Genomic DNA, 15827 nt, shown 5'->3' with positions numbered 1-15827 from the left:
CTCAGCCCCCCTGCATCGGGGCGACAACTTCGACCCGGTCTCCATCGTTCAGCTTGTGTGCGATGCGCAGGCTGGACGGCACAAAGTCTTCGTTCACTGCCGTTGCCACCCGGCCCGAGAATCCAAATTCCTGCAGTAAATCCGAGAGAGTTTCGCCGCGCATCTCACGCGGTTCGCCATTAAGCACGATCTTCATCAACCATCTCCGAATGTGTGTTCTTTAGCGCCAGATCAGCTACACCTTGCGCCAAGGCAGGGGCCAGCAAATAGCCGTGGCGGTACAGCCCATTGGCATAGATTGTCCGGCCTAACCGCCGAATGCGGGGCAGATTGTCGGGAAAGGCGGGGCGAAGATCTACGCCGATCTCAAGCACCTCAGCCTCGCCGAAAGCAGGGTTCAGCGCATAAGCCGCACTGAGCAGTTCCAGCATCGAGCGCGCCGTAATTCGGCTGCTGTCCTCGGATTCGATCATCGTCGCGCCCAGCATATAGACGCCGTCCCCGCGCGGAACGATATAAAGCGGCATCCGCGGATGCAGCAAGCGCACGGGCCGGGTCAGGGTCACGTCTGGGCAGCGGATTACCAGCATCTCTCCTTTGACACCACGCAGATCATGCAAGACGTCCCGCGCGTGCAGACCCCGGCAGTCGATCGCGTTTTCCAGCCGTGTGGGCGCCAGTTTATGGTGGAACTCGACCCCCTGTTTCACAAGCTGGGTGCGCAGATCACGCAAGGCCTGTCGCGGGTCCAGATGGGCCTCATCCGCAAAGAGAAGACCTCTGGTGAACCCATGTAAGTCAGGCTCTAACTCTCTGATTTTTGGTTGATCAACCTCGGCGAACCCTTCGGTCCGGCGGGAAAAACGACGCAGATCTGGCAAATCTCGAGGATTAGCCACAACCAATGTTCCACGTCGCTGCACCCGCGTCCGTGTGCCCCACCACTCCAGCGCAAGCTGACCAAGCCGCAACACCGATTCTTCCGCGTTTTCAAACTCGCACCAGGGGGCCAACATGCCCCCGGCCCACCATGAACACCCGTGCGGGCCAGGCGGGCCACCGGGATCAAAGATCTGAACCTGTGCACCGCGCGACACAAGCTCACTGGCAACAGCCAGACCGGCGACGCCGGACCCTATGACCGACCAGACTGTCACGCGGGCCAAACTTGGTGGAAATGGTGAACCGGACCATGCCCCTGGCCGATGGACAGCGTATCCGCCGCGGCGATCGCCCCTTGCAAATACGCATGTGCCTGTGCGGTGGCCTCGACCAGGCCAAGCCCTTTGGCAAGCCCTGCTGCAATCGCAGAGGACAACGTGCACCCGGTACCATGCGTGTTGCGCGTATCCCGGCGCGGCGCCTTGAACTCAGCAACCCGCCCGGAAGGGCTGATCAGAAAGTCTTGGCAGATTTCACCCAGCCCATGCCCACCCTTCATCAGAACGGATCCGGCACCCAGCCCACATAAGGCAAGCCCCTGTTCAACCATTTGCTCTGGCGTCGCTGCCTCAGGCGCGCCGAGCAATCGGGCAGCCTCCGGCAGATTTGGTGTCAGCACGGTTGCACGGGGCAATAGAACATCGCGCAATGTCTGGACCGCATCCTGCGCCAACAGCGCATCACCGGATTTCGCGATCATGACAGGGTCGAGAACAACAGGGCCAGTAAACCCGGCGATGCCATCTGCGACGGTGTGAATGATCTCGGGCGTGGCCAACATGCCGATCTTGATCGCATCAACATCCAAATCGATCAGCACTGTCTTGATCTGCGCTGCTATGACGTCCAGCGGGATACCATGTACAGCTGTCACGGCCTTGGTGTTTTGGGCAGTCACCGCTGTAATCACACTGGCACCGTAAGTACCCAGCGCGGACATCGCCTTGAGGTCGGCCTGAATCCCGGCCCCACCGCCACTGTCAGACCCTGCAATTGTCAATGCAATCGGCGTCATGTCGTTGCTCCAATTCGGTTTGGGCAACGGGGCGTGGAAAACGTCTGTAACGTGTTAGACCGTTCCCTCCGCCGGTATTGCCCGGATCAGGTTCGATGGGTTGACACGTGCATGCCTCTCAGCCCCTGACATGGGGCACCCCAACGGTTGTTGCGGACAATCTCAGGTGAAGTGGCGAAAATCAAGCGTCAATCTGTGGGCTATATGGCCACATTGAACCCGGAAATAAGGCCAACACGCGCATTGGAAACTTGTGGAACGTTGCGAGGCTCTGCCTCGCGCTCCGGGATATTTAGAGCCAGATGAAGCAGGCGATCCATGCTTCATCTGGCCAGAAAATATCCCGGGGGAGTCGCGGTTTGCCGCGGCGGGGGTAAAGCCCCCCCTTGATGTACGGAAAGGCTGGTTAGCCTTTCATCCCGTCCCAAAAAGACTTTACAGACGAGAAAAAGCTATTGGATTCCGGGTGGTTGTCCTCACCCAAGTCGTCAAATTCCCGCAGTAGTTCTTTCTGACGGCTGGTCAGATTGACGGGGGTTTCCACGGCCAGTTCGATGAACATGTCCCCAACGCCGCCTCCGCGCAGGGCCGGCATGCCTTTGCCACGCAGGCGCATTTGGCGGCCGGATTGGCTGCCAGAAGGGATCTGAATGCGGCCGCGACCACCATCAATGGTAGGCACCTCGATGGATCCGCCCAGCGCGGCCTTGGCCATACTGACCGGCACGCGGCAATACAAGTTCACGCTGTCACGTTCGAAAAGCTTATGATCTGACACTTCAACAAAGATATACAGATCGCCCGGGGGGCCTCCGCGCATCCCGGCTTCGCCTTCGCCAGCCAACCGAATGCGGGTGCCGGTTTCAACGCCCGCAGGGATGTTGACCGAAAGCGCGCGTTCACGTTCGACGCGGCCTGCGCCCTGACAGGATTTACAGGGGTTCTTAATGATCTGGCCCAGACCGGAACAGGTGGGGCAGCTGCGTTCAACGGTGAAGAAACCCTGTTGTGCGCGTACCTTACCCATGCCCGAACAAGTCGGACAGGTCGTAGGTTCCACGCCGCCTTCCGCACCCGATCCGTCACAAGCCGAACAAGCCACAGCAGCCGGGACGCTGATCGTTTTTTGCAGGCCTGCAAAGGCATCTTCCAGCGACACGCGCAGATTATAGCGCAGATCAGATCCACGGGCCGCACGACGTCCGCCGCCAGTGCCACCGCGCTGGCCGCCCATGAAATCGCCGAACAGGTCGTCAAACACGTCCGAAAAGGCGCTGGAGAAATCCCCCTGTCCGAAACCACCACCGGGGCGTCCGCCGCCACCGCCCATGCCGTTTTCAAACGCGGCATGACCAAAACGGTCATAGGCGGCCTTGCGTTCAGCGTCTTTCAGAACGTCGTAAGCCTCGTTGGCTTCTTTGAACTGGGCTTCGGCATCCGGGTTGTCTTTGTTGCGGTCGGGATGCAGCTCTTTGGCTTTCGTTCGAAAACCCTTTTTGATCTCGTCCGCCGATGCGCCCTTGGACACGCCGAGCACATCATAGTAGTCGCGTTTTGACATCAGTTGTTCCTTATGTCTCAACGTAATCGGACCGGCCCGGGTCACCGGACCGGCCCGACTTGGCCCGGTTACCCGTTAGTTGCGCTTGTCGCCGTCCAGATCTTCGAACTCGGCGTCGACGATGTCGTCTTCACCCGCCGGAGCCTCGTCAGCCGCCGCAGGTTCGTCGTCACCCTCTTCAGCTTGCGCCTTGTAGATCGCCTCGCCCAGCTTCATCGCAGCTTCGGTGACGTTCTGGATACCCGACTTGATCTTGTCGGCGTTCTCAGTCTCCAGCTCGTCTTTCAGCGCGGCGATTGCCAGTTCGATGGCTTCGACAGTCGTCGGATCGACTTTGTCCGAATGTTCTTCGACGGACTTTTCGGTCGAGTGGATCAGGCTTTCCGCCTGGTTCTTCGCCTCGATCAACTCGCGGCGTTCTTTGTCCGCCTCGGCGTTGTCTTCGGCGTCCTTGACCATCTTGTCGATGTCTTCGTCCGACAGACCACCCGATGCCTGAATGGTGATCTTCTGTTCTTTGCCGGTGCCTTTGTCTTTGGCCGAGACCGAGACAATGCCGTTGGCGTCGATGTCAAACGTCACCTCAATCTGAGGCATGCCACGTGGCGCGGGCGGGATTTCTTCAAGGTTGAACTGACCCAGGATCTTGTTGTCCGCGGCCATTTCACGCTCACCCTGGAAGCACCGGATTGTCACGGCGTTCTGATTGTCTTCGGCAGTCGAGAAGACCTGAGACTTTTTCGTCGGGATCGTGGTGTTGCGGTCGATCAGACGGGTGAACACGCCACCCAGCGTCTCAATACCCAAGCTCAGCGGCGTCACGTCCAGCAGAACCACGTCCTTGACGTCACCCTGCAGAACACCGGCCTGAATGGCCGCGCCCATGGCCACAACTTCGTCCGGGTTCACACCCTTGTGCGGCTCTTTGCCGAAAAACTTGGTGACCTCTTCGATGACTTTCGGCATCCGGGTCATACCACCGACCAGAACAACCTCATCAATGTCGCCCGCCGACAAACCGGCGTCTTTCAGCGCGGCCTGACAGGGTTTCATCGACTTTTTGATCAGATCACCCACCAGTGATTCCAGCTTGGCACGGGTCAGTTTCATGACCATGTGCAGCGGCTGACCGTTGGCACCCATCGAGATGAACGGCTGGTTGATTTCGGTCTGCGAGGTCGAGGACAGTTCGATCTTGGCTTTTTCAGCAGCTTCTTTCAGCCGCTGCAGCGCCATCTTGTCGCTGGACAGATCGACACCGTGTTCCTTTTTGAACTCGTCCGCCAGGTAGTTGACGATGCGCATGTCAAAGTCTTCACCACCCAGGAAGGTGTCGCCGTTGGTCGATTTGACTTCGAACAGACCGTCGTCGATTTCCAGAATGGTCACGTCGAACGTACCGCCACCCAGGTCATAGACCGCGATGGTTTGGGTTTCTTCCTTGTCCAGACCATAGGCCAGCGCGGCGGCTGTCGGTTCGTTGATGATCCGCAGCACTTCCAGACCGGCGATCTTGCCTGCGTCTTTGGTGGCCTGACGCTGAGCGTCGTTGAAATAGGCCGGTACGGTAATCACGGCCTGCGTGACTTCCTCACCCAGATAGCTTTCGGCGGTTTCCTTCATCTTACCCAGAGTGAAGGCCGAGATCTGGCTTGGGGAGTACTTTTCACCGCGGGCTTCCACCCACGCGTCGCCATTGCCGCCGTTCACGATGGCATAAGGCACCATTTTCTTGTCTTTTTCGACTTCTGCATCATCCACACGACGGCCAATCAGGCGCTTGACGCCAAAGATCGTGTTGTCGGGGTTGGTGACCGCCTGCCGTTTTGCGGGCTGACCGACCAGTCGCTCATCTTCGGTGAAGGCGACGATCGAGGGCGTGGTCCGCGCCCCTTCTGCGTTTTCGATGACCTTCGGCTGCGAGCCGTCCATGATGGCCACACACGAGTTTGTGGTGCCGAGGTCAATACCGATTACTTTTCCCATATGTCGATCCCTTTCTCTTCAAGGCGATGTCCCAAGGCCTGAACCCGTTACGGCATCCCGGCCTCGATCAGTTATGCGCAACAGCTCTACACCATCGCGCGTCCCGGCGTATATAAGGGCGAGACCAAAGGCCTGCAAGCGGTCTAAATCGCAGGTTTTCGGGAATCTATGGCCTTTTTTGGCAAGGTTTTGGCAAGGATTGAGGATTCTGCGATGGCGCGGCTGCATTTGCGCGATTTTGATATCAGAAAAACCTATCTGGATATGGAGGAACAGACCCAGTTGGTAGAAGTGCTGCGCCCGATTCTGAAATCCGCCCCGCTGTTTCGGCCGGTGACGCCCTCGGGCAAGGAAATGTCCGTGCGCATGACCTCGGCCGGCGCGTTGGGATGGGTCACGGATAAGGCCGGATACCGATATCAGCCCGAACACCCCAAAGGTGCGATCTGGCCAGTTATCCCCGACAAGATTTTGGACATCTGGCGGGATCTGGCCAGCTCTGACCGTGAACCAGACTGCTGCCTGATCAACTACTACGGCGAGGGCGCCAGGATGGGCCTGCATCAGGACAAGGATGAGGCGGATTTTTCGTGGCCCGTCCTGTCGATCTCATTGGGGGATGATGCGCTGTTCCGCATTGGCAACCAAACCCGCGGTGGTAAAACGGAATCGATCTGGCTGAACTCGGGCGACGTGGTGATTATGGGAGGACCCGCGCGCCTGACCTATCACGGGGTCGACCGTATCCGCTTTGGCTCCTCCAAGCTGTTGCCCAAGGGCGGACGGATCAATCTGACCTTGCGCGTGGCCGCTTAGCGGCGCGCGCCCCAGCTTTGCGAAACATGCTGACGCGTGAAGAATATTCCCAAAAGTCCGATAAGCAACAACACCAAACCAACCCAAAGCGCATATTCCCAACTGGTATTTCGCGGGAAATAGTTGCGGAAAACAAAGCCCCGGCACTGGTCGATAATATGAAACAGCGGGTTCCAGATGAACATAGTCAGCATGAACCCACCCAGCGCATTGCCCACAAACATCTTACCCGAAAATATCATGTTCAAACGCCGGTAGATGTTTTTCAGCATCTCAGACGTACCCGGCAACCAGGGCTTCATCGCCATGAATACAACACCAACCGAACAGCCGGTAAACCAGGCCAGTATAAGCATCGCAAACGCCCCGCCTGGTTCCTGTATTTCGATCGGGGAAACCGCAACGCTATACAGAAACAGGATCACAAGGATGGACATCATCTGCGTGTAAAGCGAGCCGTAGGCCGTGGCCAACAAAACGACCATCATGTTCATCGGCGAATGCAGCATCATCGGACTGTTCCCGGTGCCGACGCCCGCAATCGCACTGACGGCTTTTATATGGGTTAGAAACAAAAACACTCCGGTCAACAGATACAGAATGAACTCGCCCCGAATTTTGGCGACACGCGACCCCATGAACGACATGATGGTATAGAACACCAAAACCAGTGCCAGTATCTGTACAATGTTAATGATGATCGCAAGCAACGCGTTGGAGTGCTGCGACCGCACGTTGCGCACCACCGCATGGAATATCAATTCCGCAGTTGTAAACGCACCGCCCAGAAGGGACTGGTTTCGCTTGAAATAATACACTCTGAGTGTCTTTCCCGCTTTTTCGCCAGCAATCTGCCACGAATTTCTTGCCGATCCGTAACCGGCACATCATAAGGCCGATAGAAATTTCGATCAACAAACCACGCGAACGGAGCATTTTTGTGACTTACGACGCCCTTATTCCCGTCATCCGACGTCTGGCCCTGGAAGCGGGCGACACGATCATGCAAATCTACGAAGCGGATGACTTCGACGTGAAGGTCAAATCCGACGCCAGCCCCGTGACCGAAGCGGACGAAGCCGCCGACGCCCTGATCTCGGCCGGGCTGCGTGCCGCTTTCCCGGATATCCTGCTGGTGACCGAGGAACAGGCTGCCTCGCACACGCAAAAAGGGGATACGTTCCTGATCGTGGATCCGCTGGACGGCACCAAGGAATTCATCAACCGGCGCGGCGATTTCACCGTGAATATCGCGCTGGTCGAAAACGGCGTTCCAACCCGGGGTGTTGTCTATGCCCCCGCCCGTGGTCGTATGTTCTATACCCTGGCCGACGGCCAGACGGTTGAGGAAACCGGCGCGTTGGACAAGGCGCAAGCTGGTGCCGTAACACCGATCTCGGTGTCTGAGCCGGACAACGCGGCCCTTCTGGTCGTAGCATCGAAATCGCACCGGGATCAGGCCACTGATGACTACATCAACAAATATCAGGTTCAGGACAGCAAAAGTGCAGGTTCATCGCTGAAATTCTGTCTGGTTGCCACCGGTGAGGCTGACATCTACCCGCGCGTCGGTCGCACGATGGAATGGGACACCGCCGCAGGCCATGCCGTTCTGGCCGGCGCGGGCGGCAAGGTCGTGCGCTTTGACGACCACAGCCCGCTGACCTATGGCAAGGATGGCTATGCAAACCCGTTCTTCATCGCCTACGCTCCGGGTGTTGAGCTGAAGGAGGCCTGATGTCCGTATTGATCGCCATACCCGCCCGTTACGCCTCGACCCGGTACCCGGGCAAACCGCTGGTGCCATTGACCGGAGCCAGTGGCAACGCGATGACCTTGATCGAACGGTCCTGGCGTGCGGCCAGTTCGGTATCGGGCGTGGACAAGGTGGTTGTGGCCACTGATGACGACCGTATCCGCGAAGCCTCTGAAGGTTTCGGCGCCGAGGTGGTGATGACATCCGAGACCTGCGGCAATGGCACCGAACGCTGCGCCGAAGCGCATGACGTACTGGGCGCAGGCTATGACATCGTAGTGAACCTGCAAGGCGATGCCCCCCTGACCCCACATTGGTTTGTCGAGGACCTGATCGCCGGCCTGCGCGCCGCGCCCGAGGCTGGTGTCGCGACCCCCGTGCTGCGCTGCGATGGCGACGCGCTGAACGGTCTGCTGGACGACCGCAAACACGGGCGCGTCGGCGGCACCACCGCCGTTTTCGCCGCTGATCACAGCGCGATGTATTTCTCGAAAGAGGTCGTCCCCTACACCGCACAAACCTATGCGGGGAAACAACCGACCCCGGTGTTCCACCATGTTGGCGTTTATGCCTATCGTCCAGACGCGCTGGCTGCTTATCCCGGTTGGCCGGTTGGACCGCTGGAACAATTGGAAGGGCTGGAACAGCTGCGGTTCATGGAAAACGGCCGCAAGGTTCTGTGCGTCGAGGTGGAAGCCAAAGGCCGCCAGTTCTGGGAGCTAAACAACCCGCAGGACGTGCCGAAGCTGGAAGAGATGATGGCCGCGATGGGGTTGGAGTGATCCGTTTTCCCCGTGACTCCGCGGCTCCGCGTTGGCTTTGTGTCGGCACTGCGACAACTTGGGATCTGCAATGACAAACGTGTTGGTAACCGGCGGGGCCGGGTATATCGGATCCCATGCCTGCAAGGCGCTGTCCCGCGCAGGCTACACTCCGGTAACCTATGACAACCTGATCACCGGCTGGCAGGACGCGGTGAAATTCGGACCGTTTGAACGGGGCGACCTGCTGGATCGGGCACGGCTGGATGAGGTGTTTGCCACATACCAACCCGCCGCCGTGATGCATTTCGCCGCCCTCAGCCAGGTCGGGGACGCGATGTCTCAGCCTGGCACATACTGGTCCAATAACGTGACCGGCTCCCTGACACTGATCGAGGCCGCCGTCAACGCCGGTTGCCTGAATTTCGTGTTCTCATCAACCTGCGCCACTTATGGCGAACATGACAATGTGGTGCTGGACGAAAACACAGCGCAAGAGCCGCTGAATGCCTATGGCGCCTCAAAACGCGCCATCGAGGATATCCTGCACAATTTCGAGGCCGCGCATGGGCTGAACCATGTGATCTTTCGTTATTTCAACGTGGCCGGTGCCGACCCCGACGGCGATGTAGGTGAGTTCCACCGCCCCGAGACCCATCTAGTGCCGCTGATGCTGGACGCGATTGACGGCAAGCGCGACGGGCTGACCGTTTTTGGCACCGATTACGACACGCCTGACGGCACCTGCATTCGCGACTATGTGCATGTCTGCGATCTGGTCGACGCCCATGTTCTGGGGCTGAATTGGCTGGAACAGGGCAAGGGCAGCCGGGTCTTCAACCTGGGCACCGGCAGCGGGTTTTCGGTGATGGAGGTGATCGGCCATTCCAAAGCCGTCACCAATCGCGAGGTGCCCTATTCCATCGGCGCGCGCCGCGCCGGGGATTGCACCAAGCTGGTCTCAGGCTCGGTCCGCGCAGGAGAGGAGCTGGGTTGGACCCCGAAAAGATCAACGTTAGAGACGATGATCGGCGATGCATGGCGCTGGCATCAGAACGGTCACTACGATAAATGAGCGGTAGGTGACAGGCACGGCAACCGATAAGCTCCCACCCATCGGATGGGCACAGAAGTACCGGTTGCGGCTGAAACGCAAACGGCTGTTGTGGCGATCCTTTCGCAGCCGCCGTCAACTGCGCAGCCTCAGCGATCGGACCGGGCGGATTGGGTCAGGCGATATTCTTGCGTTTACCACGTTGCGTAACGAAGTCACCCGCCTGCCCTGGTTTCTGCGCCACTATCGCGCGCTGGGGGTGGATCAGTTTATGATTGTCGATAATGGCAGCAACGATGGCTCTGTCGAATATCTGCTGGACCAGCCGGATGTGTCGCTGTGGCAAACCGGTGCCAGCTATCGCGATGCCCGCTATGGCCTGGACTGGCTGACCTGGCTGCAGATGCGCCATGGGCACGGCCACTGGACCCTGATGGTGGATGCGGATGAGCTGCTGATCTACCCAAATCACGACCGCAAATCCCTGCATGATCTGACCGCGGCGCTGGACTATCAGGGCCGCACCGCCTTTGGCGCGTTGCTGCTGGACCTCTATCCCAAAGGCCCGCTAGGTGCGCAAGATTACGACCCTTTAACCGACCCTGCCGAGGTTCTAACCTGGTTCGATTCCGGTCCTTTTCGGGTGCAACGGCAAAGCCCGCTGGGCAATCTTTGGGTTCAGGGCGGGGTTCGGGAACGTATGTTCTTTGCTGACAGAAAACGGCATTCGCCGACGTTGAACAAAATCCCATTGGTGCACTGGTCACGACGCTTTGCCTACGTAAACTCGTGCCATTCCGCAGTGCCCCGGTACCTGAACGCGGCGTATGACGGGCCGGGCAGCAATGCGCCCTCGGGTGTATTGCTGCACACCAAATTCCTGCCCGAAGTGGTGGACAGGTCAAAAACCGAAAAACTGCGCCGTCAGCATTTTCATGATCCCGACCTATTTGGGACATACTATGATGCCATTGGGGACCGGCCCGACATGTGGCATGCAAGCTCGGTTCGCTATGAGGGTTGGGCGCAGTTACAGCAACTGGGGTTGATGGGACAGATCAGCTGGAAACAACACGAAAGCAACGCATCCGGCTAACGGTTTTTAAAGTCGTTGCTTTGAAAGATGTAAAAATGGCATAAGTCAGCAATTGTCCGGCACCACTCTGGATTGTCCAGACCCCGGGCATGCTCGCGTAGACAAGAAGGTTGAACAGCCGCGTGAGTCTGTTGGATTCATACCGGATGAGGTTGCGGCGCAAGCGTCGCCTGATGCGCTGCCTGCGCAAACGTCGGGATCTGAAGTCCGTCTCCGACAACACTGCCAAGATCAAACGCGGTGATATCCTATTGATGAGTGTGGTGCGGAACGAAAAAATCCGCCTGCCGTATTTTCTGGACTATTACCGCAAGCTGGGCATCAACCATTTTCTGTTCATCGACAATGACAGCGACGACGGCACTGGCGACTATCTGAGCGATCAGCCGGATGTGTCGATCTGGCATACCAACGCCAGTTACAAGCGCGCCACGTTTGGCACTGACTGGTCAAACTATCTGCTGCGCAAATATGCCCACGACCATTGGGTTCTGACCGTCGACCCTGATGAATTCTTTATCTATCCGTTCTGCGATACCCGCCCTATCCGCGCCCTGACGGACTGGTTGAACGGCTGCGCCGTACGCAGTTTCGGCACCATGCTGATCGACATGTACCCGCAAGGTCCGGTGGATGCCGAAACCTATCACGAAGGACAGGATCCGTTTCAAATCGCCCGGTGGTTCGATGCGGGGAACTACATGATCACCAAAAACCCCGATTACGGGAATCTTTGGATACAGGGCGGCCCACGGGCTCGGGTGTTCTTTCGGGACAACCCGGCCAAGGCGCCGGCACTGAACAAGATCCCGCTGGTGAAGTGGGACCGGCGATATGTTTACGTCAGCTCGACCCATTCGCTGCTGCCGCGCGGCCTGAACCAGGTGTATGATGAATGGGGCGGGGAAAAGGCCAGTGGCGCGTTGCTGCATGCCAAGCTGATCAACACCCTGGGTGACAAAGCCCAAGAGGAACTGCAGCGCGGCCAGCACTATCGCCGCTCGGGCGAATACCGCGCCTATGCTGAACAACTGGCCGACAAGCCCGTATTCTGGTGCGACCGGTCCGAGAAATACATCAACTGGCGACAACTTGAGATTCTGGGCCTGATGTCAAAAGGCAACTGGGCATGAGCAGTCTTGGCATCCTCATGCTGGTCCACACCGCGCTGCACCGGGCCGAACAGGTCGCACGTCACTGGACCGCGTCGGGCTGCCCTGTGGTAATCCATGTGGATCAAAAAGTGTCCGACAAGGTTTATTCCGATTTCGTCACCGCCTGCGCGGATGAGCCACTGATCCGTTTTTCAGACCGCCACGTCTGTGAATGGGGCGGATGGGGCATCGTCGCGGCGTCACAGTCCGCGGCTGAGCTGATGCTCGAGGCGTTTCCGGATGTGCATCACGTCTATCTTTCCTCGGGCGCCTGCCTGCCACTGCGCCCGGTGGACGAGTTGATCGACTATCTTCTGGACCGGCCCCGCGTCGATTTCATCGAAAGCGCCACCACCGCGGATGTCAGCTGGACCATCGGTGGGCTGGATCAGGAAAGATTCACCCTGCGCTTCCCGTTTTCGTGGCGCAAAAACCGTAAACTGTTCGACGCCTATGTTAAGTTTCAGCGCGCCACCGGGATGCGCCGTCGCATCCCCGACGGGATCATGCCGCATATGGGCAGCCAATGGTGGTGCCTGACCCGCCAAACTCTTTCGGCGGTTCTGCAGGACCCGAGGCGGCAGACCTATGACCGCTATTTCCGGCGAGTGTGGATTCCGGATGAAAGCTATTTCCAGACTTTATCGCGGCTCTATTCAACACATATCGAAAGCCGGTCTCTGACCCTGTCCAAGTTCGACTATCAGGGGCGTCCACATATCTACTATGACGACCATCTGCAGCTCTTGCGCCGGTCCGACTGCTTTGTGGCCCGCAAGGCGTGGTCCCATGCGGACCGCCTGTATCAGGCCTTTCTGACCGATCAGGCCGGGGCGATGAGACCGACCGAACCCAATCCCGGCAAGATCGACCGGGTGTTTTCCAATGCAGTCGAGCGGCGCACGCGGGGGCGCGACGGGCTGTATATGCAAAGCCGCTTTCCTCGTCACGGCAGCGAAAACGGCCTGACCTCCTTCCCCTATTCAGTTTTTCAGGGCTTTGCTGAGCTATTTGAGGATTTTGAGCAGTGGCTGACCGAAACCACCGGCACCCGCGTTCACGGCCATCTTTTCGGTCCCGAGCGTGCCGAGTTTTCGGGTGGTGAGACGATCATCAACGGCGCGCTCAGCGATTGCGCGGTGTTGCGGGACTATAACCCAACGGCCTTTCTCTCAAATCTGGTGTGGAACACTCGGGGCGAACGGCAGTGTTTTCAGTTCGGCCCGGGGGATACCCAGAAAATCAACTGGTTCCTTGCGCGCGACAAGAATGCGCAGATTTCGGTCATTACCGGCGCCTGGGCTATCCCGCTGTTTCGGTCAAACCTGAATTTTGCCGATATCCGGACTGCGGCGGCCCACCTGCAACAGGTCGAAGCCAAACAGATTGAGGTGCTGCGTTCAGTCTGGGCCAAAGCGCGGATACGCAGCTGGTCGCTGGCCGATTTTGTGGAATCTCCGATGGAACCGCTGCAATCGGTGATCGAAGAGATAGGAACCGTTCACGCCAGCCACCTGACCGAAGCGCCGACCATGGTGGACCTGTCCGGGTTTGGAAAGTTCCTGCAAAACCTCAAGAACCAGGGGATGCACCCCTATATGATGGGTGACTTTCCCACAGACGATGTGTTTGGCACGCGGATCCGGCCTTACCGAAAACCCTATCTGGTGCAATAGTCCGTTATGACACCCAATTTCGATTACTTTGTCGTTCTCGCGGCCATGCGGACCGGTTCGAACCTGCTTGAGGCCAACTTGAATGCGCTGGACGGTGTCACCTGCCATGGTGAGGCGTTCAACCCGCATTTCATCGGGCGACTCAAGTCGGACAGCCTGCTGGATATCTCGCTTGAGGATCGCGACAGTGACCCGCAAAGACTGATCGGGGCAATAAAGTCCGCCCCGGGTGCATTGAACGGGTTTCGCTTTTTCCAGGGCCATGATCCACGTGTGTTAGAGCCTGTTTTGTCTGACCCCCGCTGCGCCAAGATCATCCTGACGCGCAATCCGTTGGACAGCTATATCTCGCTGAAAATCGCGCGCGAAACCAAACAGTGGCAGCTGAAAAACATCAAACGCCGCCGCGACGCGCGGATCGAATTTGACCCGAAAGAGTTCGAGAGTTATCTCGATCAACAACAGGGGTTTCAACTGACGATTCTGCACCAGTTGCAGGACACCGGGCAGACCGGGTTTTACATCGCTTACGACGATCTTAACCGTCTGGACGCCCTGAATGGTCTGGCCGCGTGGCTTGGCATCACGGCCCGGTTGACGGCCATTGACGATACTCTCAAGCCGCAGAACCCCGATCCTACCCTGTCCAAGGTGACAAACCCGGATCAGACCGAGGGCGCGCTGGCCCGGATCGACAGTTTCAACCTGCACCGCACACCGAATTTCGAACCAAGGCGCGGTCCGGCGGTTGGCAATTACGTGATCGCACCCAAAACACCGCTGATGTATCTGCCAGTGCGCTGCGGCATCGAAGGGCTCGTTGCCCAATGGCTGGCTGATCTGGATGGGGTCGGCACCGATAAGCTGATCACCAATCAGAACAGAAAGCAGACAAGACGTTGGATGCAAGCCCATCCCGAGCATCGAAAGTTCACCGTGCTGCGACACCCTCTGGCGCGGGCGCATTCCGCGTTCTGCTCATACATCCTGAGTACTGAACCCGGAGCATATCTGAAAATCCGCAACGTGTTACGCAACCGGTTCAAGATTCCGATCCCCGGCCAACTGCGCGGGGACAACTATTCGCGCGATCAGCACCACGAGGCGTTCTCGGCCTTTCTGACATTCCTGCGTCAGAACCTGTCGGGGCAAACACCGGTGCGGGTGGACGGGGTGTGGTGCAGCCAGTCACAGGTGATCGAAGGGATAACCGCCTTTGCCCAGCCCGACTTCATTCTGCGCGAGGATGAGATCGCCACTGCCCTGCCCAATCTGGGCCGACAAATGGGGCAGGTCACCGCGCCTTCACCCGGTCTAAGCGCAGCGGATATGCCCTTTGCTCTAAGCGAGGTCTATGACGACGCGCTGGAAACGCTGGCGGCCGAGGCCTACCAGCGCGACTATTTGCAATTTGGGTTTGGGGGTTGGAAGCCGCTTACGCCCGCAGAGTGATCAGCGTGCCGCGGTTCACCATCGCGTAGATCTCTTCAATCTCTTCATTCTTGACGGCGATGCAGCCCGCTGTCCAATCCGGTGTCTTTTTGGCACGCTTGAGTTCCGAACGACGTTTGGGCTGACCGTGGATAAATATGTCACCGCCGGGATCAACCCCGGCCGCCTTGGCCTGCGCAATGTCGCTTGAGTTCGGATATGAAATCCCCAGCGACAAGTGATAGCGGCTGTTTGGGTTGCGCCGGTCGATCAGATAGCTGCCCTCGGGCGTACGGCCATCCCCGCGCTTGGTTTTGGTGCCATTGGGCGCAAAACCCAGATCGACCTTGTATTCCTTGAGGACGTGTTCGTTGTGCAGAAGATACATCTTCCGCGCGCCCTTGTTGATAACCAAAGAGGTCACCTGAGGCCCATCATAAGCTAAAAACCGTGGGCCTGCCGAGGCACAGGCCGAAAGGCCCAGCGTTGCCATAGCACCCAATCCAAATACGCGACGATCCATGTTCACTGCCTGCTACTGCTCTTTTTTTCAGGTATTATGCCAGAAAACTGAAAAAC

Annotated in this window: 15 protein-coding genes and 1 riboswitch; of the genes, 8 read left to right on the top strand and 7 right to left on the bottom strand. The window is 58.2% G+C overall.

What is annotated here, in order from left to right:
• Position 1 precedes the first annotated feature (1 nt).
• The 5 genes from thiS to dnaK form a co-directional block, all read right to left on the bottom strand.
• Complete coding sequence (gene thiS / locus SJY13_RS15120; protein WP_377191939.1) at positions 2-196, bottom strand: sulfur carrier protein ThiS; 195 nt, start codon at positions 194-196, stop codon at positions 2-4.
• Positions 180-1157, bottom strand: coding sequence for an FAD-dependent oxidoreductase (locus SJY13_RS15115; RefSeq protein WP_377193674.1), 978 nt, complete (start codon positions 1155-1157; stop codon positions 180-182). The genes thiS and SJY13_RS15115 overlap by 17 nt, the downstream gene beginning before the upstream one ends.
• Positions 1154-1957, bottom strand: coding sequence for a bifunctional hydroxymethylpyrimidine kinase/phosphomethylpyrimidine kinase (gene thiD, locus SJY13_RS15110; protein ID WP_377191937.1), 804 nt, complete (start codon positions 1955-1957; stop codon positions 1154-1156). Before thiD ends, SJY13_RS15115 begins: the two co-directional genes overlap by 4 nt.
• Before the next feature lie 46 nt (positions 1958-2003).
• A riboswitch (TPP riboswitch) is annotated at positions 2004-2110 on the bottom strand.
• A gap of 253 nt (positions 2111-2363) precedes the next feature.
• Positions 2364-3518: a molecular chaperone DnaJ gene (gene dnaJ / locus SJY13_RS15105; RefSeq protein WP_085822509.1), complete on the bottom strand. Its 1155-nt coding sequence runs from the start codon at positions 3516-3518 to the stop codon at positions 2364-2366.
• 75 nt (positions 3519-3593) lie between these two features.
• A complete protein-coding gene (gene dnaK, locus SJY13_RS15100) occupies positions 3594-5504 on the bottom strand; it encodes a molecular chaperone DnaK (protein WP_085822508.1) in 1911 nt (636 codons plus the stop codon).
• Positions 5505-5717: 213 nt separating this feature from the next.
• Here dnaK and SJY13_RS15095 point away from each other — a divergent pair, with 213 nt between their 5' ends.
• The gene (locus SJY13_RS15095; RefSeq protein WP_377191935.1) at positions 5718-6320 is read left to right on the top strand and encodes an alpha-ketoglutarate-dependent dioxygenase AlkB family protein; all 603 of its coding nucleotides are present in this window, start codon (positions 5718-5720) and stop codon (positions 6318-6320) included.
• On the opposite strand, the gene SJY13_RS15090 is transcribed toward SJY13_RS15095, so the two are convergent.
• Positions 6317-7138: an ABC transporter permease gene (locus SJY13_RS15090; RefSeq protein WP_377191933.1), complete on the bottom strand. Its 822-nt coding sequence runs from the start codon at positions 7136-7138 to the stop codon at positions 6317-6319. The genes SJY13_RS15095 and SJY13_RS15090 overlap by 4 nt on opposite strands.
• A 122-nt stretch (positions 7139-7260) precedes the next feature.
• Between SJY13_RS15090 and cysQ the strand changes: the two genes are divergently transcribed.
• The 7 genes from cysQ (at position 7261) to SJY13_RS15055 (ending at position 15269) form a co-directional block, all read left to right on the top strand.
• Entirely contained in the window at positions 7261-8058 is a 798-nt protein-coding gene (gene cysQ, locus SJY13_RS15085; protein ID WP_377191931.1) for a 3'(2'),5'-bisphosphate nucleotidase CysQ, read from the top strand.
• Positions 8058-8858: a 3-deoxy-manno-octulosonate cytidylyltransferase family protein gene (locus SJY13_RS15080; RefSeq protein ID WP_377191929.1), complete on the top strand. Its 801-nt coding sequence runs from the start codon at positions 8058-8060 to the stop codon at positions 8856-8858. Before cysQ ends, SJY13_RS15080 begins: the two co-directional genes overlap by 1 nt.
• A gap of 70 nt (positions 8859-8928) precedes the next feature.
• The gene (gene galE, locus SJY13_RS15075) at positions 8929-9912 is read left to right on the top strand and encodes a UDP-glucose 4-epimerase GalE (RefSeq protein ID WP_377191927.1); all 984 of its coding nucleotides are present in this window, start codon (positions 8929-8931) and stop codon (positions 9910-9912) included.
• 7 nt (positions 9913-9919) lie between these two features.
• The gene (locus tag SJY13_RS15070) at positions 9920-10987 is read left to right on the top strand and encodes a glycosyltransferase family 2 protein (protein WP_377191925.1); all 1068 of its coding nucleotides are present in this window, start codon (positions 9920-9922) and stop codon (positions 10985-10987) included.
• Between the two features lie 146 nt (positions 10988-11133).
• Positions 11134-12120: a glycosyltransferase family 2 protein gene (locus tag SJY13_RS15065; protein WP_377193672.1), complete on the top strand. Its 987-nt coding sequence runs from the start codon at positions 11134-11136 to the stop codon at positions 12118-12120.
• Complete coding sequence (locus tag SJY13_RS15060; RefSeq protein ID WP_377191923.1) at positions 12117-13817, top strand: DUF5927 domain-containing protein; 1701 nt, start codon at positions 12117-12119, stop codon at positions 13815-13817. Before SJY13_RS15065 ends, SJY13_RS15060 begins: the two co-directional genes overlap by 4 nt.
• A gap of 6 nt (positions 13818-13823) precedes the next feature.
• On the top strand, positions 13824-15269 hold the full coding sequence (locus SJY13_RS15055; RefSeq protein ID WP_377191921.1) for a nodulation protein NodH: 1446 nt from the start codon (positions 13824-13826) through the stop codon (positions 15267-15269).
• Here SJY13_RS15055 and SJY13_RS15050 read toward each other — a convergent pair.
• The gene (locus tag SJY13_RS15050) at positions 15253-15771 is read right to left on the bottom strand and encodes a L,D-transpeptidase family protein (protein WP_085822500.1); all 519 of its coding nucleotides are present in this window, start codon (positions 15769-15771) and stop codon (positions 15253-15255) included. The two genes, SJY13_RS15055 and SJY13_RS15050, sit on opposite strands and share 17 nt — an antisense overlap.
• Positions 15772-15827 lie beyond the last annotated feature (56 nt).

This window comes from Ruegeria meonggei, assembly GCF_042768335.1.
Classification (GTDB): domain Bacteria; phylum Pseudomonadota; class Alphaproteobacteria; order Rhodobacterales; family Rhodobacteraceae; genus Ruegeria; species Ruegeria meonggei.
Note: the sequence above shows the minus strand (reverse complement) of the source record. Positions and strands in the feature narration are given on the sequence as shown.